This window comes from Pseudomonas sp. S3_G06 (genome assembly GCF_054667565.1).
The window spans coordinates 2,707,931-2,732,846 of record NZ_CP162738.1 but is presented as its reverse complement, the minus strand read 5'-3'; the positions used below and the strand labels follow the sequence as shown (position 1 = coordinate 2,732,846).

At 54.2% G+C, this 24,916-nt stretch carries 22 protein-coding genes; 15 read left to right on the top strand and 7 right to left on the bottom strand.

What is annotated here, in order from left to right:
- Positions 1–32: 32 nt before the first annotated feature.
- Entirely contained in the window at positions 33–1,079 is a 1,047-nt protein-coding gene (locus AB4N47_RS12130) for an SDR family oxidoreductase (protein ID WP_341637756.1), read from the bottom strand.
- A 146-nt stretch (positions 1,080–1,225) separates the two neighbouring features.
- On the opposite strand from AB4N47_RS12130, the gene AB4N47_RS12125 reads away from it, so the two are divergent.
- The 4 genes from AB4N47_RS12125 (at position 1,226) to AB4N47_RS12110 (ending at position 5,213) form a co-directional block, all read left to right on the top strand.
- Positions 1,226–2,143: a LysR family transcriptional regulator gene (locus AB4N47_RS12125; protein ID WP_341637755.1), complete on the top strand. Its 918-nt coding sequence runs from the start codon at positions 1,226–1,228 to the stop codon at positions 2,141–2,143.
- A 650-nt stretch (positions 2,144–2,793) separates the two neighbouring features.
- Positions 2,794–4,149, top strand: a complete 1,356-nt coding sequence (locus tag AB4N47_RS12120; protein ID WP_223631559.1) for a HEPN domain-containing protein — start codon at positions 2,794–2,796, stop codon at positions 4,147–4,149.
- Positions 4,150–4,362: 213 nt separating this feature from the next.
- Positions 4,363–4,878 (top strand): hypothetical protein, encoded by a 516-nt coding sequence (locus tag AB4N47_RS12115; RefSeq protein ID WP_460154553.1) that lies wholly within the window; start codon positions 4,363–4,365, stop codon positions 4,876–4,878.
- On the top strand, positions 4,875–5,213 hold the full coding sequence (locus tag AB4N47_RS12110; protein WP_460154552.1) for a hypothetical protein: 339 nt from the start codon (positions 4,875–4,877) through the stop codon (positions 5,211–5,213). Before AB4N47_RS12115 ends, AB4N47_RS12110 begins: the two co-directional genes overlap by 4 nt.
- Before the next feature lie 419 nt (positions 5,214–5,632).
- On the opposite strand, the gene AB4N47_RS12105 is transcribed toward AB4N47_RS12110, so the two are convergent.
- Positions 5,633–6,610, bottom strand: coding sequence for a hypothetical protein (locus tag AB4N47_RS12105; protein WP_151553288.1), 978 nt, complete (start codon positions 6,608–6,610; stop codon positions 5,633–5,635).
- A 1,277-nt stretch (positions 6,611–7,887) separates the two neighbouring features.
- Here AB4N47_RS12105 and AB4N47_RS12100 point away from each other — a divergent pair.
- The 3 genes from AB4N47_RS12100 to AB4N47_RS12090 are packed head-to-tail and all read left to right on the top strand — an operon-like array spanning position 7,888 to position 11,650.
- A complete protein-coding gene (locus tag AB4N47_RS12100; protein WP_223631561.1) occupies positions 7,888–9,102 on the top strand; it encodes an ABC-three component system protein in 1,215 nt (404 codons plus the stop codon).
- Positions 9,099–9,671, top strand: coding sequence for an ABC-three component system middle component 4 (locus AB4N47_RS12095; RefSeq protein ID WP_223631562.1), 573 nt, complete (start codon positions 9,099–9,101; stop codon positions 9,669–9,671). Before AB4N47_RS12100 ends, AB4N47_RS12095 begins: the two co-directional genes overlap by 4 nt.
- A 2-nt stretch (positions 9,672–9,673) precedes the next feature.
- Positions 9,674–11,650: an AAA family ATPase gene (locus tag AB4N47_RS12090; RefSeq protein WP_223631563.1), complete on the top strand. Its 1,977-nt coding sequence runs from the start codon at positions 9,674–9,676 to the stop codon at positions 11,648–11,650.
- A 218-nt stretch (positions 11,651–11,868) separates the two neighbouring features.
- On the opposite strand, the gene AB4N47_RS12085 is transcribed toward AB4N47_RS12090, so the two are convergent.
- From AB4N47_RS12085 to AB4N47_RS12075, 3 genes are all read right to left on the bottom strand, one after another.
- Positions 11,869–12,123, bottom strand: coding sequence for a hypothetical protein (locus tag AB4N47_RS12085; protein WP_223631564.1), 255 nt, complete (start codon positions 12,121–12,123; stop codon positions 11,869–11,871).
- A 165-nt stretch (positions 12,124–12,288) separates the two neighbouring features.
- Positions 12,289–12,603 (bottom strand): DUF6966 domain-containing protein, encoded by a 315-nt coding sequence (locus AB4N47_RS12080; protein ID WP_125926804.1) that lies wholly within the window; start codon positions 12,601–12,603, stop codon positions 12,289–12,291.
- Between the two features lie 211 nt (positions 12,604–12,814).
- Complete coding sequence (locus AB4N47_RS12075) at positions 12,815–13,327, bottom strand: nuclear transport factor 2 family protein (protein WP_341637753.1); 513 nt, start codon at positions 13,325–13,327, stop codon at positions 12,815–12,817.
- 268 nt (positions 13,328–13,595) lie between these two features.
- Between AB4N47_RS12075 and AB4N47_RS12070 the strand changes: the two genes are divergently transcribed.
- From AB4N47_RS12070 to AB4N47_RS12055, 4 genes are all read left to right on the top strand, one after another.
- Entirely contained in the window at positions 13,596–14,489 is an 894-nt protein-coding gene (locus AB4N47_RS12070) for an AraC family transcriptional regulator (protein ID WP_341637752.1), read from the top strand.
- 374 nt (positions 14,490–14,863) lie between these two features.
- A complete protein-coding gene (locus AB4N47_RS12065; protein WP_016774379.1) occupies positions 14,864–15,163 on the top strand; it encodes a metal-sensing transcriptional repressor in 300 nt (99 codons plus the stop codon).
- Between the two features lie 7 nt (positions 15,164–15,170).
- Positions 15,171–16,307 carry a nickel/cobalt efflux protein RcnA gene (locus AB4N47_RS12060; protein ID WP_341637751.1) on the top strand — a complete coding sequence of 379 codons (1,137 nt, stop codon included), beginning with the start codon at positions 15,171–15,173 and terminating at the stop codon, positions 16,305–16,307.
- A complete protein-coding gene (locus AB4N47_RS12055) occupies positions 16,286–16,387 on the top strand; it encodes a YHYH domain-containing protein (protein ID WP_125916459.1) in 102 nt (33 codons plus the stop codon). Before AB4N47_RS12060 ends, AB4N47_RS12055 begins: the two co-directional genes overlap by 22 nt.
- An 84-nt stretch (positions 16,388–16,471) precedes the next feature.
- Here the strand turns inward: AB4N47_RS12055 and AB4N47_RS12050 are convergent, their stop codons facing one another.
- Positions 16,472–16,834 carry a DUF6124 family protein gene (locus AB4N47_RS12050; RefSeq protein WP_341637750.1) on the bottom strand — a complete coding sequence of 121 codons (363 nt, stop codon included), beginning with the start codon at positions 16,832–16,834 and terminating at the stop codon, positions 16,472–16,474.
- Between the two features lie 603 nt (positions 16,835–17,437).
- Between AB4N47_RS12050 and AB4N47_RS12045 the strand changes: the two genes are divergently transcribed.
- The 4 genes from AB4N47_RS12045 (at position 17,438) to AB4N47_RS12030 (ending at position 23,954) form a co-directional block, all read left to right on the top strand.
- On the top strand, positions 17,438–18,703 hold the full coding sequence (locus AB4N47_RS12045; protein ID WP_460154551.1) for an APC family permease: 1,266 nt from the start codon (positions 17,438–17,440) through the stop codon (positions 18,701–18,703).
- Between the two features lie 134 nt (positions 18,704–18,837).
- Positions 18,838–19,464, top strand: a complete 627-nt coding sequence (locus AB4N47_RS12040) for a TetR/AcrR family transcriptional regulator (protein WP_160768953.1) — start codon at positions 18,838–18,840, stop codon at positions 19,462–19,464.
- Between the two features lie 324 nt (positions 19,465–19,788).
- Complete coding sequence (locus AB4N47_RS12035; protein ID WP_341637748.1) at positions 19,789–20,898, top strand: efflux RND transporter periplasmic adaptor subunit; 1,110 nt, start codon at positions 19,789–19,791, stop codon at positions 20,896–20,898.
- On the top strand, positions 20,895–23,954 hold the full coding sequence (locus AB4N47_RS12030) for an efflux RND transporter permease subunit (protein ID WP_341637747.1): 3,060 nt from the start codon (positions 20,895–20,897) through the stop codon (positions 23,952–23,954). The genes AB4N47_RS12035 and AB4N47_RS12030 overlap by 4 nt, the downstream gene beginning before the upstream one ends.
- Here AB4N47_RS12030 and AB4N47_RS12025 read toward each other — a convergent pair.
- Positions 23,932–24,867, bottom strand: coding sequence for an NADP-dependent oxidoreductase (locus AB4N47_RS12025; RefSeq protein WP_341637746.1), 936 nt, complete (start codon positions 24,865–24,867; stop codon positions 23,932–23,934). The genes AB4N47_RS12030 and AB4N47_RS12025 overlap by 23 nt on opposite strands.
- Between the last annotated feature and the right edge of the window lie 49 nt (positions 24,868–24,916).

The following is a 24,916-nucleotide window of genomic DNA, read 5'->3' as shown; positions in this document are numbered from 1 at the left end:
CAATGGCACGGGGCCTGCCCCGTGCCGGGCGGTCAGCGGTAGGTGACGCCGGTCAGTCGCTCGGAGAGTTGCCACAGTGTGGCCGAATTCGAGCGATCGGCAGCGGCCGGCGGCATCTTGGCGAAGCCCAGCGGCCCGCGCTTCTCGTTATCACCGGTGGGGCCGTAGTAGGCGCCGCCGACCGCCTCCAGCGCCGTCGCCGCATACAGCGTCGGCAGCGCGCCCTGCGCTGCGGAATGATACAGGTCCCGCTCTACAGCCCATTGTTTGCCGAATTCACTGTCCAGGCCAGGCCCCCGGGCGATCAGCTCCGTCACGGCAACGCCGGGGTGCGCGGCGATGCTGCGTATCCCCCAACCGGCGGCATCGCTGCGCTGCTGCAGCTCAATACTCCACTTTAGAACCGCCAGTTTCGATTGGCTGTAGCTGGCGAAAGGGTCGTAACTGCGCTCAGCCTGCAGGTCATCGAAGTTCAGGCTTGCGCGCCCGGCGGCAATGCTCGACAGGCTGACCACCCGACCATCGTCGCTTTTGCGTAGCAGGGGCATCAGCAGGCCGGTAAGGGCGAAATGCCCCAGGTAGTTGGTCGCCAGTTGCATCTCGTAGCCATCGGCGGAAACGCCTCGAACAGGCGGCGACATGATCGCAGCATTGTTGATCAGCACGTCGAGCCTCGGCAGGCGCCCTTGCAGACGGTTGGCGAGGTCGCGCACCGATTGCAGATTGGCAAGGTCCAGCGTTTCGAATTGCACGCGCGCCTCGGGCACGGCTTGCTTGATCTTCGTGATCGCTTCGCGGCCGCGCTCGGCGTTGCGTGCGGCGATGATCACCTCGGCACCGGCGCGCGTCAGGGCCAGCGCGTCTTCATAGCCCATGCCGCTGGTCCCTCCGGTCACCAGCACGATGCGGCCTTTCTGGCTGGGCATATCGTGGGTTGACCAGTCCGGCTTCGGCTCCGTTCGGGAAGTCGCCTGCGCAGCCAGTGTGCCGGCCAGCGCGGAAATGGCGAACAGCATTCGGGCGGCCTTGAGAAGGCGTTGGGTCGCGGTATTGCTCGGCGTAGCGGGTGAATGGCTCATCGGAGAAATCTCATTCGCGTGACAGGTTCCCGGTTGGCGGGGGCGAGTGAGCAGTATCGGTGTACGAATGCGCGAGGATAAGTCAGGCATTGGTGGATGGCCCGTACGGCATGGCGTACAGTCAGCCGCTTGCGGAGGAAGCGTCCATGCGTAAACCAAACCTTACCGATGTGTCGATATTTGCTGCGGTGGTCGAGGCGGGGGGATTTCGTGCTGCCGCGCAAAAGCGCGGTTTGTCCGCCTCGTCGCTGAGCGACTGCCTGCGTCGGCTGGAAAGCGACCTGGGCGTGCGCCTGCTCAATCGAACCACGCGCAGCGTCACGCCGACGGCGGCCGGCGAGCGATTGCTCGAGCGCCTGCGCCCGGCCTTGCAGGAAATCGACGCCGCTTTCAACGATCTGGACGACGACGCTCAGCGCCCGGTCGGCACGCTGAAGCTCAATGTGCCAGTGCCGGTGGCACGTTTTCTGTTGCCCGACCTGCTGGCGCGTTTTCTGCGCCTTTATCCAGGGGTCAGTGTCGAAGTCGTCATGGACAACACCTTCGTCGACGTCAACGCTGGCGGGTATGACGCCGGCGTGCGCTATGAAGAGAGCCTGGCCAAAGACATGATCGCCGTCCCCATCGGCCCGCGTCGCCAACGCTTCGTTGCAGCCGCCGCCCCGCGCTATCTGGCTGAACGCGGTACGCCCACTCACCCCGAAGAACTGCCGGGCCATGACCTGCTTGGCCATCGGTTCGATAGTGGGAAAGTCGGCGTATTCGAGTTCCATCGAGACGGCCGTATCGTACGTATCCCGCCTCAGGGGCAACTGCTGACGTCGTCGCACGATCTGAAAATTCGCTCTGCCATCAATGGACTGGGCATCGTCTATACCTTCGAGGACTTCCTGCGCGAGCCGCTCTCCGATGGTCGACTGGTGCCGATTCTCGAGGACTGGTGGCAGACCTTCGACGGCCCGTTTCTGTATTACCACGGCCGCCGCCACATGCCTTCGCCGCTGAGGGCGTTTGTGGATTTTTTGCGGGGGGAAGGGGAGAGTGCGGAGAGTGCAGGTGTCTAACGCTGTTTCGTGAGGCGAATGCATGGCTTGGCAGCAGAGCGCCCATGGCGACTGGCAGCAATCGGCCAAAAGCGGACATTCGCAAGTTTCACGGAATCAACCTACTAGGCTATGCCCTCAGGAGTCACGATCTGGCTACAGAATCTGGATAGCGTCGGTTGCTTCCTCGCAGCACGGGATCCAAGCAAAATGCCAATTACGCGGCATCATGGTGAGCGCCTTCAACGTGCATTGCTGTGCCGAAGTCGCAGTACTACCCGCCATCAGCGGGATCCGTCAGCTATGTGCCTTCAACCCCGAACGTGTCTTTCAGCGACTGTCGATCATCACGGATAATCGTGCAGGTACAGCCCCATCAGTAGTCAAGCGTTGGGCTAGGCACTGTCAAAAGCGATTACGCGTATCTCCGGCACCAGCAGATGGTCTGACGGTATGGCGACCCTCAGATGATATCTCGATATGAAAATAATTGGATCCGACCACCGCGCTGCTTTGATAGTCGGTCACTGACACCCTAGTAGTCAGGGGGCTGCCTGTCCTAAACTCGCCTAATCGCCGTTTGCAATCTCCGTCAAGTTAACCAAACCGACGGATTAAACTTCGTTTACCTAACCTACCCGTTCGGAAGCTGATCAGACTAGGAATAGCTAATGCCAAATAGCACTACACTGCAAGGAACTGAAAGCGAATCACGGGGCAGGATGCAGGACAGCCACTTAGGAAAACAGGTGGACAAGTTGAGCTACGCTCTAGATATAGCAATGAATAGTAGCGTGCAAACACCCTATGGAACTGTACCACTGACGAGCGCACTGGCATCCAATGATATACAAATTGTTAAGCCCGCCATCATGCTGCTCAATAATCTCAAGAGGAAAATGGAACCAATATTGACGAGTGACCAGAGATTTCCTGGGGCAGTCAATTATATCCTCAAAACAGAATCTGGACGAAAAGGGATCTATCCAGCTAATTGCCTTGAGGCCTTGCTGCATCGAGCAAAAGCAAGTGGATGCACCTCAGAAGCCATCACTTGGCTACAACGAGTCATAGCGGCAGACAATAGCAATGTCTTGCTAATTGAGACTCTTTGGGGGCTTTCAATTCACGAGCCATTGCAATTGACTGAGGCAATTCAGCTATTACCCATAGCTCAACTACCTGAAAGTGCGCAAAAAAAGTTTTTTACTCCGGGTGCGGACAGAGGTATTAAACGCAGCTGGACAGTTCCACGTATAGTCAGTGACGCACCTGGTGGAGCGCTGGTAGGAACACTTAAGTTGCAGCATGCCGTTCAAAAGTACGAGATTGGCCAGAAACACTGGGACGAGTTAGCACATGACAGGGATGCTATTGCTGCGCTAAAAAAGGAGTTCCATGACATTTCATTGATTATGACATTGGCTGGGCCGAGCCCTGTTATAGGAACAGCCATATGGATGGAGTATGAAGATCCTGACCTGAAATTCTATGGTGACTTTTTAAGCGCGTGGGGAACCCGATCAATTGAAGTTGTCCCACTCACAGGGCAATGTCGCGATTCTAAAGACGCGGTAAAAATCCCAGCAATGCTTTCCGAGTTTCATCGATTAGACGCAAAAACAAAATTACAGATTCGGGTAGCTTTGGAACGTTTCAATCTCGCGCTTCGCAGAGGTAGCTTGGGAGATATAGCAATCGACCTCGCGATTGCATTAGAGTCTTTGACCGGCGGGAACGAAACAAATGAAGTTACTCATAAGGTCACCACACGCACAACTAGAATGCTTGGTGGTGATGCGAACGAACGCAATCGAATTCGTGACATTGTGAAAGCCACCTACCATTATAGAAGCTCAATGGTACACAACGGTCAGCAACCCAAAGATTCACGAAAGATTTGCGGCTTGAAGGTTGACGCACGAGTTATCTTGACTCAAGCATTCTCGATCTGCGCCGACTTAATAAAAACCATTTTGCACAACGGCACTATTCCTGATTGGAGCGAATTTGATATCTCACATTAATTTACAGTCTCAGTTGCGGACTGGAAAAATTTAGTCGCAGTTCACGAGATTGCCGCCTATTAGTTCAAGAGTTTGCAGCCGTGAGTAGCAAGGCGGCTGCCTAATTAACTCTTGCTTAACTAAAAGGCTTTTTTTCAAACCCACATCGCCCCTGGCTGCTCAAAACCGCAAGCGGTGGTAAACTCAGGATCTTTGCACTTAATCAGGTCGAAAATGCCGTCTGAGTACCTTCAAAAACTGTCTCTATGCAAGCTTGATCTCGAAGATTTGGTGTCTGAGCATCTAGTAGCGCAGATGTGTATCTCTGCTTCCGCACCATGGCATCAGGAAAGTTATGCAGGGCCGACCTTGGCAGATCGATTAAATGAGCTGGAAGAAACAGCAGCCATAAGTTTCGATGAGCGCCATGATACATTCGAAAAATTACTTGATGAAGTAGGCGCTACTAGATCATCTTTTTTATCACCTGCCATGCACCTCAATCATTATCTCGATTGGATGATTGAAATGGGGATTGATGATTTTTCTGGAACTTGGAGTTCGAGCGAGAAACCCAAAACTGGGCCATCCCTACATTTGCAGAGTTCCATGGGTTCCGTATATGCTACATCAATCCTAATATCAATCAAGTCCGCCCTAGACAAGCTAGTAAGAGTTTTGCAATTCTATTTTCTGGAATATCTTCACACACAACCTGGGGCAAGTATGGTAAAGGAGGGGGCTTTATGAATTTCGCCCAACTGAATTCAGGCAGCGAGCCTCTACTGAAATATGTGACTGAATCATATGACCGCTGGATTCATCTAGCGGTTGCTCCACGCAATGCTCTAATTCACTATAAAGACTCTCAGGGCAGTTGGGAGTATTTGAAAGATCAGCTTTTGTTTGTCAGAACTCATTGCGTTCAAGATCAAGACGGCAATGTCTTTAATTACGGCGTTGATACGCTTTGTGAATTTGTTCGCGAATGGTATGTTCTTTCGAAGCATGTTCTAAGTGAGCTATCAACTCGACAGCCATTAGTCAGGAAGCAACCCTTCTCCATGCAGAAATCGGGAGACTAGGGTCAGAGGCACATTGACATAACTAATGGCCTACAGTCCTTTCACCGGGCGATTTTGGCCTATTAAGAGATATTCTTTATAGCCCAATCAATCGAAAGCAGGCGGTCACCACTGCCCGCTATCGGCCAGTAATAACTCTTCATGACAGCCTGCAATCGGCCAATAGTTGCCAGTTGTATCCGGCAGCAACCGGTCCAGAGTGTGTAAAAACGTTTCGTCAAAATTGAAGTTTGCGCGTCTATGCGAAATCTGAAAATTATCGGCTGTTCAGCCGATCTGGATTTTGCGTAGAAACGCGATTTTCAGTCCAACACTGGGCTCCAATCGCGCTGAAAAACGTTTTTACACAGCCTCGGCCAAAAGCAGCCGTTCAAGGATGACCGCTCCAACCCGCAATCACTAGGCGAGGGAGGTAAGCGTCAGTCGTTTCCATAGTCCGGTTCGTAACTAATCTCACGCTCGTCCACTTCAACAATTTCCTCACTCAAACCGGCAGCTGAAAGCTCATCAGTGCCCACAAGGTGCAAATTGCATTGATCACAAATGAATTCAACTGGAGAATAAGTTGTCTCAACTTCTTCATAACCAGGACTCACTTCCTCCTGATCATCCGTCAGCTCTTCATAGTCTTTGTCCCCGCCCAACACTGCAGTGCATTGGCAAGCGGGACATTGGCGAGTCCAATACCGAGCGTACCTTCCACTTGTTAGGCGATAAAGATGCCACCAAGAGCGCTCCCCGGATTGAGATCTTTGATCTTCCAATGTTTTTGGAGCCCGTTTTTTGCCATCGGCGTCTTTGCTAAAGTTGTCTCGCGCATGCTCAATTTTTTGCAATGCAGACTGACACTTGAGATGAGACAGATGGTTAATGAGTTCTTCCTTCTCTGCAGCCGCACCGCCAATAAAGTCTTCAAGATCTTTGTTAGCTGCCTGCAAAATTAACCGCACTGCGTGCCACAGCTTCCCCTCCCACACTTCCAAACTGATCCCGATATATGCAGCGTGCCCTGAATGAAGCTCGGCATTGCGGCGATCGGCCAAATCTTTGCATGAGTTATAAGCTAAAGAGTTGAATCCCGGAACGACATGTTTAAGGCGCAGGAACACCTCATTGGCATCAATGGTTCGAACAGCCGTAGCGGTAGATATACCGCACGCTTCCAGCATGCTATTAGAATTTTTCGGGTCTACGACCAGACTTGGATGAACCCTTGCCAGTGCGAACTTACCAAGCAATTCAAGTGCCAAAGTTGCCCAGAGTTGGTAGGCATCCTCCGCGTCAACTTCCTTAGCCTCAAGCGCACGCCTGGCGTAGAGCGCTGCTTTGCCATACAGCGCATCATCTGAAAGTGCGGGCGGAATCGTTCGTGTCGCTCCACGTCTAGTTGTATTCATATCCAATCCTTCAGTGAGATGCGTAAAAGGGTGCGATGACCGATGCCAGAGGCATTACCCCTGCGGTGAAGTACAGTCCAGTTGTCAACTACTAGAATTACACCGGCTGTCCACTCTAGAGTCAAACACGGTTGAACTTGAGGTGACTCTAATGCCTCCAATATAGTACGCCCATGTTCTGTGTGTGCGGTCATACAAGCCGGATCGAAACGGATCCACGCTCGATCCGTACTGGCTATCGTGGAATAAAAGCTTGAACGTCCATTCTTTACTGTGAAATTTTCGCGCCGACTTGCAAGGAGTGGAAACCCTGCATCTTTGACTCTCAATAGCTGCGTTGGGGGCGCTCCGCCTCCGTTAATCGAGTGACAGCCTAAAATCAAATACCGTGGTGGTATCGGCAGATGTGATCCGTCAATATGCCAAGGCTGAGCACCTGCTCCAGAAAAACGACTTAACGAGTTTAAAGGAGCCTCATCCGCTCTCAGCGTCTTCAAAGTTTCTAAAACCCTTCTACCTCGCCCGGCTACAACCGCACCTCCCATATACAAGGCGAGTTCCTGCATAGCCTGTGAAACTGATATGGAAGGTCTAGCGTTTAAAGAAACATAGCCATGATCGCGAATTGCTGCATGCAGCCCATCGTAGCTGTAATCCATTCCTATGACTCTTATATTGTTTTATATTCGAGAATAATCAATTTCAGAGCCACCCCGGTCGCATGATCATCCTCGGATACTTCTCCTTCCTTTGTAGTGCACTTTTCCGCATAGAGCAATTTAACTGCGAATCTGTAAGGCAGAATTCTTAAACTAGGTCCTGTTCTACTGACAAAATGAGAGACTTGGTCGCCACTGAGATCCGGACACTGGAGAAGGTATTCTCCAGCGACGCCTTGAAAAATACCGTGTCTGAGGGGAGAGGTGACAATCGGCCGCTGCTCTTTTGCTGGCGGGCAGTTGCGGCAGCAGTCGGCCATTAGGAGGCGTTCGACCAAGGGGGGCCTTGGCGATATCGGATCAGTGCCCGGAACCAGTTGGCCACTACGTAAGTTGTCCGCACGGATCTGATCCTACGCCCCCTGAGAAAGATTCCGGATCAGTGCAGCTGCACTGATGGCGCTTTGACGCACATTAGGCTTATGCTTGACACGTCTAGGTGATGTGTGAACGCCGTCATCTGCGGAACTAAATGCCTTAGGGACAGTGAACCACACCCGTGGCCGATCCGAATTTGAGAGTACAGGCGGTAAAAATACCGCGAGAAAGGGACATTCGATGAGCATGATCACTTGGACCAAAAGAGACAATAACGCTAACGCCGTGATTTTTGTACACGGATTGAAAGGCGGCCAAGAAACCTGGTCCTACGACGAAAAAACTTCTTTTCCGAGCTTGCTGGCTGCCGACCGCAACATTTCAGATCATTTTGACATTGGTTGCTTCAACTATTTTACTACCTTCACGACAACTTACGGTGCAAACAAGAGCATTTTTCAAAGATTATTTAAATCTCGAAAGAGTGTGAGAAAAAACCTACCCATCTCTGAAATTGCAGAATTATTACGCACTGAGTTTGAAGTAAACCTAGATAGTTATGAACAAGTAATGATTGTCGCACATAGCATGGGAGGGCTAGTCGCCAAGGCATGCATCCTAGGTCACCTCGAAGAAAACCAGACTACACCTGTAAAAGGGTTTGTCTCCTTGGCAGTACCGCATACAGGTGCAAAAATCGCGAATATCGGGTCATTTTTATCATCTAACGTACAACTCGCCGACTTAAGCGTGTTGAGTGATGCTGTATATGACCTAAGCAGCGCCTGGGTAAATTCTGCAACACCACCTCCGCCAACAAAATACATATATGGAGCGCACGATATTTTTGTCGACAAAAAGAGCGCATTGGCAATTGAGGCTTTAAAGAAAGACTCTACCGCAGTCGACGAAGATCATATCGGAATTTGTAAGCCCAAGAGTTGCGACGAAACCGTGTACAAAGCTGTGGTGAAATATATTCTGGAATTTGAGTCCATATGCAAACCACCTTTGGTAATTAAAGAATTCCAGGATAACCGACAATACGATGATCATCTTTTCGTACTTAAATTGGTGATCGCAGATGTTCATGAAGCCATAACTGGAAACGCTAAGGGTTACTTTTTTAACGCCGAAGAGGCCCGAAAGGTCTTCACAAGTGACCGTCACAAAAAGCTGCTGAGTGAGCTTTATGGCAAAGTAAAAGAGGTATACAAGCAAGAGTTCGAGCATCACATTGCAAATAAAACTACGCCTGATCAATTTGTGCAGCGCGTGCACGCTCGAATCATGTCAGAAGACAACGGGTATCTTAAAACCATTCTCGCCGAACTGGATGGGATTCACAAAAAAGGCATGATTCATCAATTAGCTAACTCTGCGGATACTTCAGTAGTATGGTCTTGCAACACGAAACTTTCAGACCTGGCGACAAAAGGGGACGGTGAGTCATGAGTCATAATCTTCCGTACCTGTTAATTGATGATGACTTCCCCCTTAACCTTTCAATTGTTGCACTGATTCTTTATAAGCTGAGCTTTTCAGTTAAAGGTAATGCAGTGCTCGAATTCGACAAGTTACAGATTTTTTTGTACTTGGTGAAAAACCCATCCAAAATAAATCCGATGCTAGTGTTGGCCGGAAAGAAATTATCGCCAATAAAATCTCAGTATGTATTCACGATAGAAAGCCTTTCTAGCAATGTGGATGTTTTGTTTGACCGGTCAAAGCTGAAGTTTTTGCTTAAGCATATGGCTGCTCGCGGCATGCTTGAATGCGATAATTTCACAGATCCCAAATCACTTAAGTACTATCTCAGCCCAGTCGGCATCAGGTTTGCTGAGGAGCTGATCGATTTTAACTCAGGTGGTACAGGGGAGCCCCCTAGCAGATCCAAAGATAACGAGTATGACAAAAGCTACTTTAAGGCCACTCTGGATGTTGCTGAAGGCTTAACCTCTTTACAGACTCAGTCTGTCAACAAGCTGAACTCTTATTTAAATAGTATTTTCAAAGGGATTTGAAATTGAAGCCTAATATAAGCATTGCCAGTCTTAACCTTATTGGTTACCGTAAGAATTACACAATTCCATTTTATCCGGGCATCAATATAATTTATGGAGATTCAGACACAGGCAAGTCTAGTGTCCTTGAGTTTATAAACTATTTGCTCGGCGCTAGTAATATCGAACTAGCTGATGAGGTTAAATCTTCGGTTGAATATGCAGCGCTTGAGCTTGAAATCAACGGCGTAAAGATGACCATTAAACGCGACATATACAGACCTAAAGAGTATGTCGAAGTCTATCCGTGCGAAGTCGATAAATGTTCGCAGTTCTTTCCAAAGAAATATTCCCCTGTATTTACTGATCCCCACGCGCCAGATGGGTTCTTCTCAGATTTCTTGCTGGATAGCTTGGGTTTCCCAAAAGTAAAAATAAAAGTTTCCCCCTCAAAGGCTGACTCTGATGTAAAGCGATTAAGCTTTAGGAATATTTTTAAATATGTATATGTAAATCAGGACGACGTGGGCAGCAAAAGCTTTCTGGAATTAAATAATCCAGTATTTGCTACACGCAATCGCGAAGTCCTAAAGTACATGTTCAACGTATTGGACTCGAGCATAGCTGAACTTGAAGTTGAGATCGCTTCGCGCACCAAAGAAAGCAAGGCTATTCTAAGTAAATACAATTCGGTCTCGGAGTTTCTTCGCGAAACCGATTACGACAGCAGAACCTCAATTGACGACGCTATCGATGAGATTGACAAGGTTATAGCAGATCTCCAGGTCGAATTGGAACGACTTAACCGCACGATGGTAGCCAACTCATCAAATCATTCAGAACTAAAGGCAATATTCAACGAGCTGTCGTTAAATGAAAAATCCACTGCCTTATCGATAAGCAAAACAAGAGCGCAAATAGAAAGCTATTCTCGCCTAAAAAATGACTACGAAAATGATATTGCTAAGATTAATGGAATCTTGCATGCCCAGTCAAGAATAGGCGAAGTGAACCATTCGGCCAATCCGTGTCCTATTTGCGACACACCTATTAATGTTGCTTCCAATGATGAGGCGTTCCAAACCTATGAGGCAAGCTCTTTATCTGCCGAGCTAAGTTCAATCCAGAAAAAGAAGAAGAGCATACAGATCCTTATAGATGAGCTTTCCTTCAAGTCTCGAGAACTATCCAAAGACTATACTGCAATTAGTTCAGACATTATTAAAGCAAGAGAGATGCTCGACACTGAAAATGAGGCGATGGTCACACCGTATCTCACTCAGCGAGACTCTTTGGTTAGAGAGCTGGCATCCCGGCAAGAGTCTCGGAATCATCTAGTAAATAGTATTAAGGTTCGCAACCAGCAGCGAAAAATTCACGACGCATATGAAAACGTATTGCTCGTCATTAGGCAGCTAGATGAGAGACTGGCAGAGCTGAAGCAGAGCGCGCCGAGCGTTGCAGAGATACTTTCGGAGCTGTCTGATTACCTCAAAAGCTACCTGAAAAAAGTTAATATAAAAAGACAGGAAGGCATCAGCGTGAGTGCCAGAAGCTTTGCACCGGTAATCAGGGATAGAGAATATCTCAACATCACTTCTGGAGGTCTTAGGACCATTGCTTCTGTAGGCTTACTAATTAGCATTCTTGAATCTGCGATAGATTCGGAAGTAAACCACCCTCGACTTCTAATGATAGATACCGTTGGCAAGTATTTGGGGAAAACAACCAAGCAGAAGTACCAAGATCAAACAGATGCTGCTGATGATGCACGCGAAGGAATTTCTGATCCGCTAAAGTATCAGAATATGTACGAATACCTTTTGTCAGTCGCCAATCGAGCTGAAGCGAAAGAAGTACCGTGCCAAATTATACTGGTTGATAACGATGTGCCTGATACCTTTGTTAACAGATATAAAACGTACATCGTGGCTCATTACAGCTCTACTGGAGAAAATGGCTTACCTGTAGGGCTAATTGACGATATTGAGCCAACATAGCGCCATTTATGATCCTTCATCCCTAGCCAACTGGCATTTGGTCTCCGGTGGCTAGGTGAAACGCCCCTAATTTCCTAGACGCATCTGACTGACTCCTTTTGGCCGATGTCTGCCCGTCGCGAAGGGCAGACATCGACCCAATGCTGTCTGTCGCGACCGCAGGCGATTGCGGCCAGTAGCGAAGAACTGCCCGATCTTGTATTAATTTCTTAGCCAATTCAGCCAGAGCGTTCCAGGGACTTCGGATCGAATGACACATTCGCCATACTTTGAGCATCAGGCACTGGCTGCCATTCAGCAGTGGTGGAGTCGATTTCGCGCAGAGTCCATTGCTGGGGGCCGGACCAGGACAGTTCTATGTAGGGGCCTTCAAGTACTTCGTTCGCTATTAACATCTCGACTTCGTCGGCAGGTCCCGGGAGCATGCCTCCGACAGCAAAGGGCACGCGCTGACGCAAAAGGATGTTGAGCATGCACAACAGCTCGGCATGTGATGTGTAATGCACTCTGTGCTCCCCGACTTCCGTGTAGGCAAACACCAGATTGCCCGATACTGAGTCTACGGAGCTGATCAAAGTGACATGCGCCGGTGGCCGGCCTGACCCCTTTGAATAACGTAGTTTGATAACCGCGCCCCTCTATATATTTCGCTTTATGAAATCGGAGAGCTTCGCGGCTTCATTGCGTAATCCGTCGAACCTTTCGTTTAGCTCAACATGGCCCGGCTTCCAGCAAAGAACGCCATTGTCATGGCTTTGACCAAGAATGAGATCATTGAATGAGCCCATTCCGCCATAGGCTGACTGTAGGTACTCAATTCCGGAGTAATCAGACTCCATTAAGCGTGCTCTTGCCTTACGCATCCACAGGCTCCAGTGAGTATCTCCATCGCTCTCAAGCATTGCTGCAAGCTGATCAAGAACGCAGATCAGTTCTTCGGTTTTCGGTCCCATTTCTTAACATCCTTCAAGTGAAACACGGTATGGGAAGTAAGTCCCGCTGCCGAGTGTTTCTTGTCAGTCTCGCTGCATAAGCTACTGTTTCGCCATCAGGTTGTCCAAGGGCCGCTTTTGGCCGAAAGCCGACATTCGAAGACATGCCCACCTACGTAGTATCTCGCAGCGTCTCGCGAGCAGATCCTCCAGTCGATCCTGGCGGGCTTATCTATTCAACATCGCCCGCTTCAAGCGGAATTCGCCTGATAACGTCGTCGTAAGGCACCAAATCGAGAAAGGCAATGACTTCAACTGCCTGCAGATTTCGCATGCGCATGATCCATACGTAGCTGTTGCGATAAGGCGCGCCATCGGTTGCGGTGGCGGTGGCGTCCCAGTGCACAACGACGTCATCGCCTTCAGCCCAGATATCCGTCACCGTCGGGCGAACGGGCGAGGCGAGCCGTTTTGCGAAGGGTTGGACTGCGCGTTTCAGGAAGTCATCTCGGCCCCGATAAGTACCCGCCGAAGGGCTCGTCCCCTTGATTGTCCAGATCACATCGGGAGCCAGCACATCTGTGAAGAACGTCCGGCCGCCTTGAGCCCACTGGTTGAACGCTTGCGCAACGAATTGGCGATTGCGTTCCGTAGTCGGTTCGCTGGCCACGGCGGGCGCCGGCCCTGCAATGAGTGTGGTGAAGACTAGTGCTAGCGCTGTAGAGAGGCGTTGAACAAACGTCATTTCCTGTGCTCCTTAATCTGTCCCGAGTTGGATGGGCCGTTGTTGTTATCTGTAAGCCGCTAGTTGCGTTTCAGGACGCCGTTGTTCTATATGGGGCATTGGCAAAGAATCGGCGCGGGACCTGGAGTGGACGGCAGTTTCTCTGGGCTTCATCTGAAGTGTGACTTACGAGCGGAGGAGGGCTGTTGCAGGATCGTCCTGATTTCTTGCTTGATCATCCGATAGGCCAGATGTTTAACCGCCGCATCCCCACGTTATGGAGCTGTGTTTGAATTCCCTTTCAAAGCTTGTCGATATCATTGGTCGTCACGTCCGGGATGACGGCATTCACAGCACCGCGATTCCGGGTGTCAGCCTGATTCGTTCGGCTACGCCTACGATGCCTATGCCGGTGGTGTACGAGCCAACACTCTGCCTTGTCGCTCAGGGACGTAAACAAGCGATGCTGGGTACTACCGTCTATGTTTACGATCCGGCCAAGTACCTGATTGCATCGGTAGACCTTCCGGTGATGGGCTCGGTCATCGAGGCGAGTCAGGCTGTTCCCTATCTGTGCCTGGCGCTGGATCTCGATACCACTGTGTTGAGTGAACTTGCGTTGCGCCATCCGCTAAGAGAAGAGAGCGTCAGTGCACCGCCGGCAGGCATTACGCTCAACGATACGACTCCAGAACTGCTGGATGCTGCGGTTCGGCTGGCCGGGTTGCTCGACAGGCCACGGGATATCGAAGCGCTCGCTCCGCTGGTGATTCGCGAAATGCTTTATCGCCTTCTAACCGAAAACGGCAACAGCATCATCAGGCAGATGGCACAAGCAGACAGCCGCTTGAACCAGATCGCCAAGGCCATTGCCTGGCTGCGCAGCCACTACAACGAAGCGTGTCGGATAGATAAACTCGTCGAAATCGCCGGCATGAGTCGTTCTTCGTTTCACACGCATTTCAAGGCGATCACCTCGATGAGCCCGCTGGAGTTTCGCAACCAGTTGCGGCTACAGGAAGCACGCCGGCTGATGGTCACCGAAGCGGTCGATGCCGCAGAGGCGGGATATGCAGTCGGTTACGAAAGTCCCTCGCAGTTCAGTCGGGACTACGCCCGCTTGTTCGGTATGCCGCCGGCGAAAGACGCCTGGCGGCTGCGCACGGACATTTGTGGAATTTGAATCCAGCACTTTTCTTCGCGCAGAAAAAACGAGGCCGCATTTGCGGCCTCGTTCTCCATATGTTCAGGACTACTATTTGACGCTCAGGTAATCGCCGGTCGTGGCTGGATGACGACTCTTCGCCGTGAGCATGATGGACGTCCTGAGCGATCTCCCAGGCTGGCTGCCCCGAGGTGACTGACAACGAATAGGTATGCCCGGCCCAGGCCATGAACATGGCAGGAGCAAGCGCGATTACTAGCGTCGTTGTCAGTATTTTGCTGTACATGGCGTTAAAGGTTTCAACTCGTTGACCGGGCGTTCAAGCGATTTGCCTAATCCCCCCTGGGGGGATACGATGCCAGCGTAATTCATCGAGCCCTGAGACTCAACTCATGAGTGAACACGAACACGACCACAGCCATCCCCACACCCACCAAAGTCATGAGGCGATCATCAAACGCCTCAAACGGGCGGACGGGCATTTGCGCGGCATCATCACCATGATCGAAGAAGGGCGTCAGTGCGTGGATATCGCCCAGCAGCTTCATGCGGTTGAGAAAGCGATTTGCCAGGCCAAACGCACGCTCATCCAGGATCACATCGACCACTGCCTCGAAGATACCGTTTCGGCGCTAGGCAATGGCGAGCGCGCACCGCTGGAAGCCTTCAAACAAATCACCAAGTACCTTTAGGTCTGACATGCCCGATTTCGCTGAACTGTTGCAGCAAGGCGGGGCTCACGCCTGGCTGTATTTCCCGAGCGCGATTCTGCTCGGCGCCTTGCATGGCCTGGAGCCAGGTCATTCGAAAACCATGATGGCAGCCTTCATCGTGGCCATCCGTGGCTCGGTCAAACAGGCTGTTTTGTTGGGGTTGGCCGCAACGCTTTCGCACACCGCCGTGGTGTGGCTGGTCGCCATCGGCGGCATGTACCTGGGCAAAGGTCTGGACGCTGAAACCACTGAGCCGTATTTCCAGCTTGCTTCCTCTGCACTGATCATCGCGATTGCCCTGTGGATGCTGTGGCGTACCTGGCGCGGTGAGCAGATGTTCAAGTTCGAGCAAAGCGATGATCACCATCACGGCGAACACGACCATGGTCATCATGATGAAACGCACCGAATAGATACCGGCCATGGCCGTGTTGAACTGTCGATCTTCGAGGAAGGCATGCCACCGCACTGGCGCCTGAAGACCTTGAGCGGACACGCCTGGGCAGCCTCGGATGTTCGCTTGACCACGACGCGTCCGGACGGCAGCAGCCAATCGTTCGCTTTCGTCGAGCATGAAGGGTTTTTGCAATCGACGGCCGATATTCCGGAGCCGCATGAATTCAGCGCTCGCTTGAGCCTTGGGCATGCTGGGCATTCGCATGATTACGATCTGACGTTCCAGGAGCATGGTCATGGGCATGCGCATTCCGAATTGGAAGGCCTGGAGCTGTCGATTGATGGCTATCAGGATGCGCACGAACGTGCTCATGCCAACGACATCCGTAAACGCTTCACCAACCGCGAAGTGACCACGGGTCAGATCGTCATGTTCGGGCTGACTGGCGGCCTGATTCCTTGTCCGGCTGCCATCACTGTCCTGTTGCTGTGCCTGCAAGTCAAAGAAGTCGCGCTCGGCGGCATGCTCGTTCTGTGTTTCAGCATCGGCCTGGCGCTGACTCTGGTCACTGTCGGTGCCGCTGCGGCCATCGGTGCCAGACAGGCTTCCAATCGCTGGCCGTGGCTGGGAACCGTGGCGCGCCGCGCTCCTTACCTGTCCAGCGTGCTGATCATTGGCGTTGGCCTGTATGTCGGCTTCCATGGCTGGATTGGCCTGAGCGCATAAGACCCTTTGCGCACAGCGGTGGCACTGATGCAAAGGGTTGCCATCGCAACCATAAAACCAACGACTACCACTGCCACTGACGCGCAAAAAGCCCAGCGCAAGGCTGGGCTATCGAGGCGCGAGCGATGAGGGCGAGGCATTAGCGAACGCCTGCATCCGCAGAATTACTCGACCGGCACGACGTTATCCAACGCCTGATTAACCGCCAGCTCGCCGAGCATCACCACTTGCGCGATACCTTGCAGTGTCTTGCGAGCAGATCCTTCAACCATCCCGATCACATCACTCAACATCACCGAGGCCGAGCCCAGTGATTCGCTGGCGTTGACCAGCAGTTCTTCGGTGGCGATTTTCGGGTTGGCGAGGAACATGCTGCTGGTCTGGTAGGGCGTGGTTTTGAGGGTGTCGGTGGGTTTGAGGTAGTGGTCGAGGGCGCGGTCGGCGGCTTCGTGGAGTTTTTTTGAGTCGAGGGATTCGTAGGGGGAGGTTTCGTCTGACTGTGGCGGGTTTGGCGTGACTTTGAACATGGTGAAGCTCCATATGTGACCAAGGGAGCCATCACTCTCGCTACCAAACGAAGGGTGGTGGCCATACGAAGGTTGGTAGACCGGCCCACATGGAAAAACCGGCGCGCTCGAAAACGCCCTGCGCATGGCCACCATAAAACCGATGCGAAAGCATCTGCATAGGATGACGTTATGCGCCATGTGGAAAGCGGGCTACCAAACCCGATCACTGTTTTCAGTGACCGGCCAACGATAGAACCACGGCCCGAGGCGCACAAGCCGGCGGATTCTGGCGTAGTCGTAGGCAATGGCGCAAGGCGTTGTAGCTTGCTGGAATAGTCTGGATATCGGTTTTAAACGGGGTGTTTAGGGAATTGGTTTTGGCTGAGGTTTTGTGTTGATCGGGCTGGGGTCTTCGCGAGCAGGCTCGCTCCCACAGGTGTCGAGTTGGCAATGTTTATAGCGTCGTGCCGACAAGCCCCATCACACATTTTGAACTTTGCTTTCGGCGCCATTTCCATTGTTTGAGGTGACAACCCTCCAGCTCCTCCACACCTGAACCAAGGAATGACCGTGACGGCTCCCACTCATAAACCTGCTCTGCGCCGGGCTATCACTTTCCCGATGCTGTTTCTGTTCATTCTCGGCGATGTACTTGGCGCGGGTGTTTACGCACTCGCCGGAACGATCGCGGGGGAGGTGGGCGGCGCGATTTGGGTGCCGCTGCTGATCGCGTTGTTCTTCGCCATGTTGACGGCAGGTTCCTACGCGGAGCTGGTGACCAAATATCCCCACGCCGGCGCCGCTTCGGTGTTCGCGGAAAAGGCGTTCAAGTCGCCGCTCATTTCCTTCCTCGTCGGTTTCTGCATGCTGGCGGCTGCGGTCACCAGCGCTGCGGGTTTGTCGCTGGCGTTTGCCGGTGATTACCTGAACGCCTTCGTCGACGTATCGCCGCAGATTGCAGCGCTGGTGTTTCTTCTGGCTATCGGCCTGCTCAACGCGCGGGGGATCAAGGAGTCGCTTGGGGCGAATCTGGTGATGACCGTGATTGAACTGTCCGGGCTGATTCTGGTGATCGTCGCCGCTGTCTGGTATTTCCGCACAGGCGATGCGGACCTCGGACGGACGCTCACGTTCAAGCCGGGCGTCAGTCCCGTGCTGGCGGTGTTGGGGGCGGCGTTGTTGGCGTTCTATTCCTTCGTCGGGTTCGAAACTTCGGCCAATCTGGCCGAGGAAATCAAAGACGTGCGCAAGGTTTACCCGCGCGCCTTGTTCGCCGCTTTGCTCACCGCTGGCGTGGTTTACATGGCGGTTGGCGTGGCAGCTTCTTCGGTGTTGCCTACCGAGAAGTTGGTGGCAACGTCGGCGCCTTTGCTCGAAGTTGTCCGCGCATCGACCCTCGCAATCCCGCCGGCGCTGTTCTCCTTTATTGCGCTGATCGCTGTGGCCAACGGTGCGTTGTTAACCATGATCATGGCCAGTCGATTGACTTATGGCATGGCCAACTTGGGGCTGTTGCCGGGTGTTTTGGGTGCGGTGCTGCCTCAACGCAAAACTCCGTGGGCTGCCATTGTCGCAACGACCTTGGTCGCTATTGCCCTGACACTCACAGGCACGCTGGCAACGCTGGCAGAGACGGTGGTGTTGCTGTTGCTGTTCGTTTTTCTGAGTACCAATGTGGCGGTGCTGGTTCTTCGTCGTGACAGGGTGGAGGAGGATCACTTTCGCGTGCCGACCTTTGTCCCGGTGCTTGCGATCGTGTCGTGTCTGGTGCTGCTCAGTCAGCAGGGGTGGGAAACGTGGTTGCGCGCGGGGGCGTTGATCATTGTCGGGATGTTGCTGCACGGCTTTTCTCGTATCAATTTTTCCGCGATCAGTAAGGCCGGGTAGTGCAGCAGCTTGGGGAATTGGTGTTGTTTGGGCGGGCGTATTCGCGAGCAGGCTCGCTCCCACAGTGGATGGGTGGTGGTTTTCAGAATGAGTCACACGTTGTCAGTCGGCGGGCGGGTGAGTAAGCTGCCGACATGAATCAGTCCTCAGTTTCCCCATCCTTCCCCGGCCCGCGTGGTCCCGTCGATCACGACATTCGTGATCAGATTGTCGCGGCGGCCAACGAGCATTTCAGCCAGTACGGCTACGCCAAGACCACGGTGTCCGATCTGGCCAAGGCCATCGGTTTCTCCAAGGCGTACATCTACAAATTCTTCGATTCCAAACAGGCGATTGGCGAAGCGATCTGCGCGAACTGTCTGGGGCAGATCGTTGCGGCGGTCGAGCAGGCGATCGACGAAGAAAACCTGACCCCTACCGAGCGTTTCCGTCGTTTGGTGAAAACCGTGATCGCTACGGGCGTGAACCTGTTCTTCAACGATCGCAAACTCTATGACATTGCCGCGTTTGCAGCGGGTGAGAACTGGCCAAGTGCGCAGCGTTACGATGCGCAGATCAAGCGCTTTATCACCGACATTGTCCGCGATGGTCGCGAGGCCGGTGAGTTCGAGCGCAGGACGCCGCTGGACGAGACGGTCGAGTCGATCCACTTGGCGCTGCGGCCCTTCGTCAATCCACTGATGCTGCAACACAATCTGGATTTCATCGAAGTGGCGCCCACGCTGACTTCGAACCTCATCTTGCGCAGCTTGATGCCTTGACCCTCTGCTGATCCGAATACTCGGATCAGTCGCCCCAACCCCATCCTGTTCCTGACGCAACGACATTTCCGCTGTTCTGATTGTGACTCTTGGCTGGCACGGTCACTAGGGCAATATGGCCGCCGCAGTTTGGTTATTTCAGTGCTGCGTACCAGGGTTCGTACAGCGCGAAATACAAGAACAGCGCCAGCGGGCTCGGTACTTCTGTCAGCTATCGGTTCTGATTCAGCGCTGAACATCGGGCCGGTGACTCTGTGACTGTTGACGATATTGGTCACAAGACTGAGAATATGATGATCATCCTATTTTCAGTGAAGGAACTCCATGCGCCGGCTCCGACCTTTCCCCCTCGCGGTATGTTTGTTGCCCTTGGCCCTGACGGCGTGCGGGGATTCCTCCAGCGCAAAAGATCCACGTACCTTGGCGCCGATTGTCAGATCGGCAACGGTGCAACCGGCAGAAAATGGATCTCGATCATTCACCGGCGTTGTCGCTGCGCGCACCCAAGGCGATCTGGGCTTTCGCGTTTCGGGCAAGGTGCTCGAGCGTCTGGTTGATACCGGTCAGACGGTCAAGCGCGGCCAGCCACTGATGCGCCTCGACCCCATCGACCTCGGCCTGCAGGCGCGAGCCCAGCAAGAAGCGGTGAGCGCCGCTCGCGCCCGAGCCATACAGACTGCCGGTGACGAAGCGCGCAATCGCAAACTTGTCGCCGCCGGCGCTATTTCGGCATCGGCCTACGATCAGTTCAAAGCCGCCGCTGACACCGCCAGGGCGCAACTCAATGCCGCTGTGGCGCAAGCGGACGTCGCGCGCAACGCCTCGGGTTACGCGGTTTTGCTGGCGGACGCTGATGGCGTGGTGGTGGAAACCCTCGCCGAACCCGGGCAAGTCGTCAGCCCGGGACAACCGGTGGTGCGGCTGGCGCGGGCCGGTCAGCGGGAGGCCATCGTCCATCTGCCCGAGACCTTGCGCCCCGCGCCGGGCTCAACCGCTCAGGCAAAACTGTATGGCGATACGTCGGCTGCCGTGAGCGCGAAACTGCGTCTGCTTTCCGATTCGGCCGACAGTACCACTCGTACGTTTGAGGCGCGCTATGTGCTCGAAGGCAAACTGGCCAATGCGCCGATCGGTTCGACAGTCACCCTTGATATCGCCCAAGGTTCTGCACCAAAACAGGCGCTTAAGGTGCCCGTCGCCGCGATCTACGACCCGGGCAAAGGCCCCGGCGTGTGGGTCATCGCCGGCACACCGGCGACAGTGAGCTGGCGCCCGGTCGAGGTGCTGGGCTTGAGCGACGACTCGGCCCGTGTCGCTGGCCAGCTCAACGTCGGTGAACCGATTGTCGCGCTGGGCGCGCATCTGCTGCGTGATGGCGAAGAAGTGCGCTTGCTTGCCCGCGACGATGGCCAGATTGCCGGGAGTCGTCCATGAGTGAGGGCCGGTTCAACCTTTCTGCTATCGCCGTTCGCCAACGGGCGATCACGGTGTTTCTGATTTTTCTGATCGCCGTTGCCGGCGTCCTGTCGTTCTTCAAATTGGGCCGGGCAGAAGATCCGCCGTTCACGGTCAAGCAGCTCACGGTGATTACGGCGTGGCCAGGGGCGACCGCGCAGGAGATGCAGGATCAGGTCGCCGAACCCCTCGAAAAGCGTCTGCAGGAATTGAAGTGGTACGACCGCACGGAAACCTACACGCGACCGGGACTGGTATTCACCATGGTTTCGTTGCTCGATAGCACACCACCATCGCAGGTGCAGGAAGAGTTCTACCAGGCGCGCAAGAAGCTCGATGATGAAGCGATCAGGCTGCCGACCGGTGTCATCGGGCCGATGATCAACGACGAGTTCTCCGACGTGACCTTCGCGCTGTTCGCCTTGAAAGCCAGGGGCGAGCCGCAGCGCTTGCTGGTGCGCGACGCGGAAACTTTACGCCAGCGCCTGTTGCACGTGCCGGGGGTGAAAAAGGTCAACATCATCGGCGAGCAGGCCGAGCGGATATTCGTTTCGTTTTCCCATGATCGGCTGGCGACGCTGGGCTTGTCGCCGCAGGACATCTTCGCCGCGCTGAACAATCAGAACGTGCTGACCCCCGCCGGATCGGTCGAAACCAAAGGGCCAGAGGTGTTTTTGCGCGTCGATGGCGCGTTCGACACGTTGCAGAAAATCCGTGACACCCCGGTTGTCGCTCAAGGCCGAACACTCAAGCTGTCTGACGTGGCCACGGTCGAGCGCGGCTACGAAGACCCGGCAACCTTCCTGGTGCGCAACAACGGCGAAGAAGCGTTATTGCTCGGCGTGATCATGCGCGAGGGCTGGAACGGTCTCGATCTGGGCAAGGCGCTGGATGCCGAAACAGTCAGGATCAACGGGGAAATGCCGTTGGGCATGACCCTCTCGAAAGTTACCGATCAGGCAGTGAATATCGACTCGGCCGTTGGCGAGTTCATGGTCAAGTTCTTTGTCGCGCTGCTGGTGGTCATGCTGGTGTGCTTTCTCAGCATGGGCTGGCGCGTCGGCGTGGTCGTCGCAGCGGCGGTGCCGTTGACCCTGGCGATCGTGTTTGTGGTGATGGCGGCGACCGGCAAGAACTTTGACCGGATCACCCTCGGCTCGCTGATTCTGGCGCTCGGCTTGCTGGTCGATGACGCGATCATCGCCATTGAAATGATGGTGGTGAAGATGGAGGAGGGCTACGACCGCATCAAGGCCTCGGCCTATGCCTGGAGTCATACGGCAGCGCCAATGTTGGCCGGTACGATGGTGACGGCGATTGGCTTTCTGCCCAACGGATTCGCGCAATCAACGGCGGGCGAATACACCAGCAACATGTTCTGGATTGTCGGCATCGCGCTCATTGCGTCGTGGGTCGTCGCCGTGGCTTTCACGCCGTACCTGGGCGTGAAGCTGTTGCCGGACATCAAGAAAGTCGAAGGCGGGCACGCGGCAATCTACGACACGCCGCGCTATAACCGTTTCCGGCGTGTTCTGGCATGGGTGATCACGCGCAAATGGCTGGTGGCCGGTGCGGTGGTAGCGCTGTTTGCCGTTGCGATTCCAGGCATGGGGCTGGTGAAGAAGCAGTTCTTTCCGACCTCGGACCGCCCCGAAGTGATGATCGAAGTGCAGATGCCCTACGGCACGTCCATCGAGCAGACCAGCGCCGCGGCGGCCAAAGTCGAAGCCTGGCTGCACAAGCAGGAAGAGGCAAAAATCGTCACCGCCTATATCGGCCAAGGTGCACCACGGTTTTTCCTGGCAATGGCGCCGGAATTGCCGGACCCATCGTTCGCCAAAATCGTCGTGCTGACCGACAGCCAGGACGCCCGTGAAACTCTGAAGTTGCGTTTGCGCGAAGCGGTCGCCGAAGGGCTTGCTCCAGAGGCGCGGGTTCGGGCGACGCAGATCGTATTTGGCCCGTATTCGCCATTCCCGGTGGCCTACCGGGTAATGGGGCCTGATCCGGCGAGATTGCGCGACATCGCCGAGCGGGTCAGGGCAGTGATGCAGGACAGCCCGATGATGAGAACCGTCAACACTGACTGGGGGCCGCTGACGCCGACCTTGCATTTCAACCTGGATCAGGACCGCTTGCAGGCGGTGGGGCTTACCTCCAGCGCGGTCGCCCAGCAGTTGCAATTTCTGCTCAGCGGCGTGCCGATCACGGCGGTGCGCGAGGACGTTCGTTCCGTGCAGGTCGTTGGCCGTGCGGCGGGCAATATCCGCCTGGACCCGGCACAGATCGAAGGCTTCACCCTGGTCGGTGCGGCGGGGCAGCGCATCCCGCTGTCGCAGATCGGCCAGGTCGAAGTGCGCATGGAAGACCCGATCCTGCGCCGCCGCGATCGCACGCCGACCATCACCGTCCGTGGCGACATCGCCGAAGGTTTGCAGCCACCTGACGTTTCCGGCGCGATCATCCAGCAGTTGCAGCCGATCATCGAAAACCTGCCTTCCGGCTACCGGATTGAGCAGGCGGGCGCCATCGAAGAATCCGGCAAGGCCGGCAAAGCGATTCTGCCGTTGCTGCCGATCATGATCGCCATGACGCTGCTCATCATCATCGTCCAGGTACGCTCGATCTCGGCGATGATCATGGTCTTCCTCACCTCGCCGTTAGGCTTGATTGGTGTGGTGCCGACGCTGCTGATCTTCAACCAGCCGTTCGGCATTAATGCGCTGGTCGGGTTGATTGCGCTGTCGGGGATTCTGATGCGCAACACGCTGATTCTGATCGGGCAGATCCATCACAACGAGCAGGAAGGGCTGGCGCCGTTCCATGCCGTGGTTGAAGCGACAGTGCAACGGGCGCGGCCGGTGTTGTTGACCGCGCTGGCGGCGATTCTCGCATTCATTCCGCTGACCCACTCGGTGTTCTGGGGCACGCTGGCGTACACGCTGATCGGCGGCACGTTTGTTGGCACCATCATCACGCTGGTGTTTCTGCCGGCGATGTATGCGATCTGGTTCAGGATTCGGCCTGAGCGCTGACATCGAGCACGATTTTTCCCCGAGTGTGCCCGGCCCAGCTTCGTTTTACCGCGTCGACAACTTCTGTCAGCGGTACCACTTGAGCCTCAAGGCTGAGCTTGCCGGATGTGAACAGCGCGGCGATCTCGGCCAATTGGCTGCCATCGGAGCGGGTGGCGAAATTTTTGCCACTCACACCGTGCTCGTTTGCCTTCTGTGCAGAGGGTGCGCTTACGGGGGAAACCAGAACGCCCCCGCGCTTGATCACACTCCATGAGCGGTTCTGAGTTTCGCCGCCGACCAGATCAATGACCGCATCGAGGTCAGCAACGCTGTCTTCGAATTTAGCCGTGGTGTAGTCAATCACCTCATCGGCGCCAAGTGAACGCAGATAGTCGTGGTTCTTCGCAGAGCTGGTCGCTATCACATATGCACCGGCAAGGCGGGCGAGCTGGATTGCGAAGCTGCCCACGCCACCTGAGCCGCCGTGAATGAGGACTTTTTGACCTGCCTGAATCCCGGCGTGTTCATGCAGAGCTTGCCAAGCGGTCAGCGCTGCCGCCGGCACGCCGCCGGCTTCTTGCAACGATAGTGTTGTCGGCGTGTGGGCCAGACGATCTGGCGTTGAGAGGGCCTGGGTCGCATATCCGCCGGTAATCCCGATAAACCCGAACACCTTGTCGCCAACGACAAAGTCTCTGACATTCCTGCCCACCGCGGTGACTGTGCCTGAGACTTCCACGCCAGGCGTGTAGGGCAGTGGCAGAGGAATGAATTGCTGCATGGCACCGGAGAGGATTTTCCAATCGATTGGATTGATCCCACTACCGGCAACATTGATTAACACCTGATCGTCATTGGGTTTCAGATCCGCAAGTTCTTTGAGCTCCAGCGCTTCTGCCTGGCCGTACTGCGCGACTTGGATCGCTTTCATGATTCTCTCCGTTGTGATGGTCAAGGCTCGTCGGAAGAAATGGACGCGC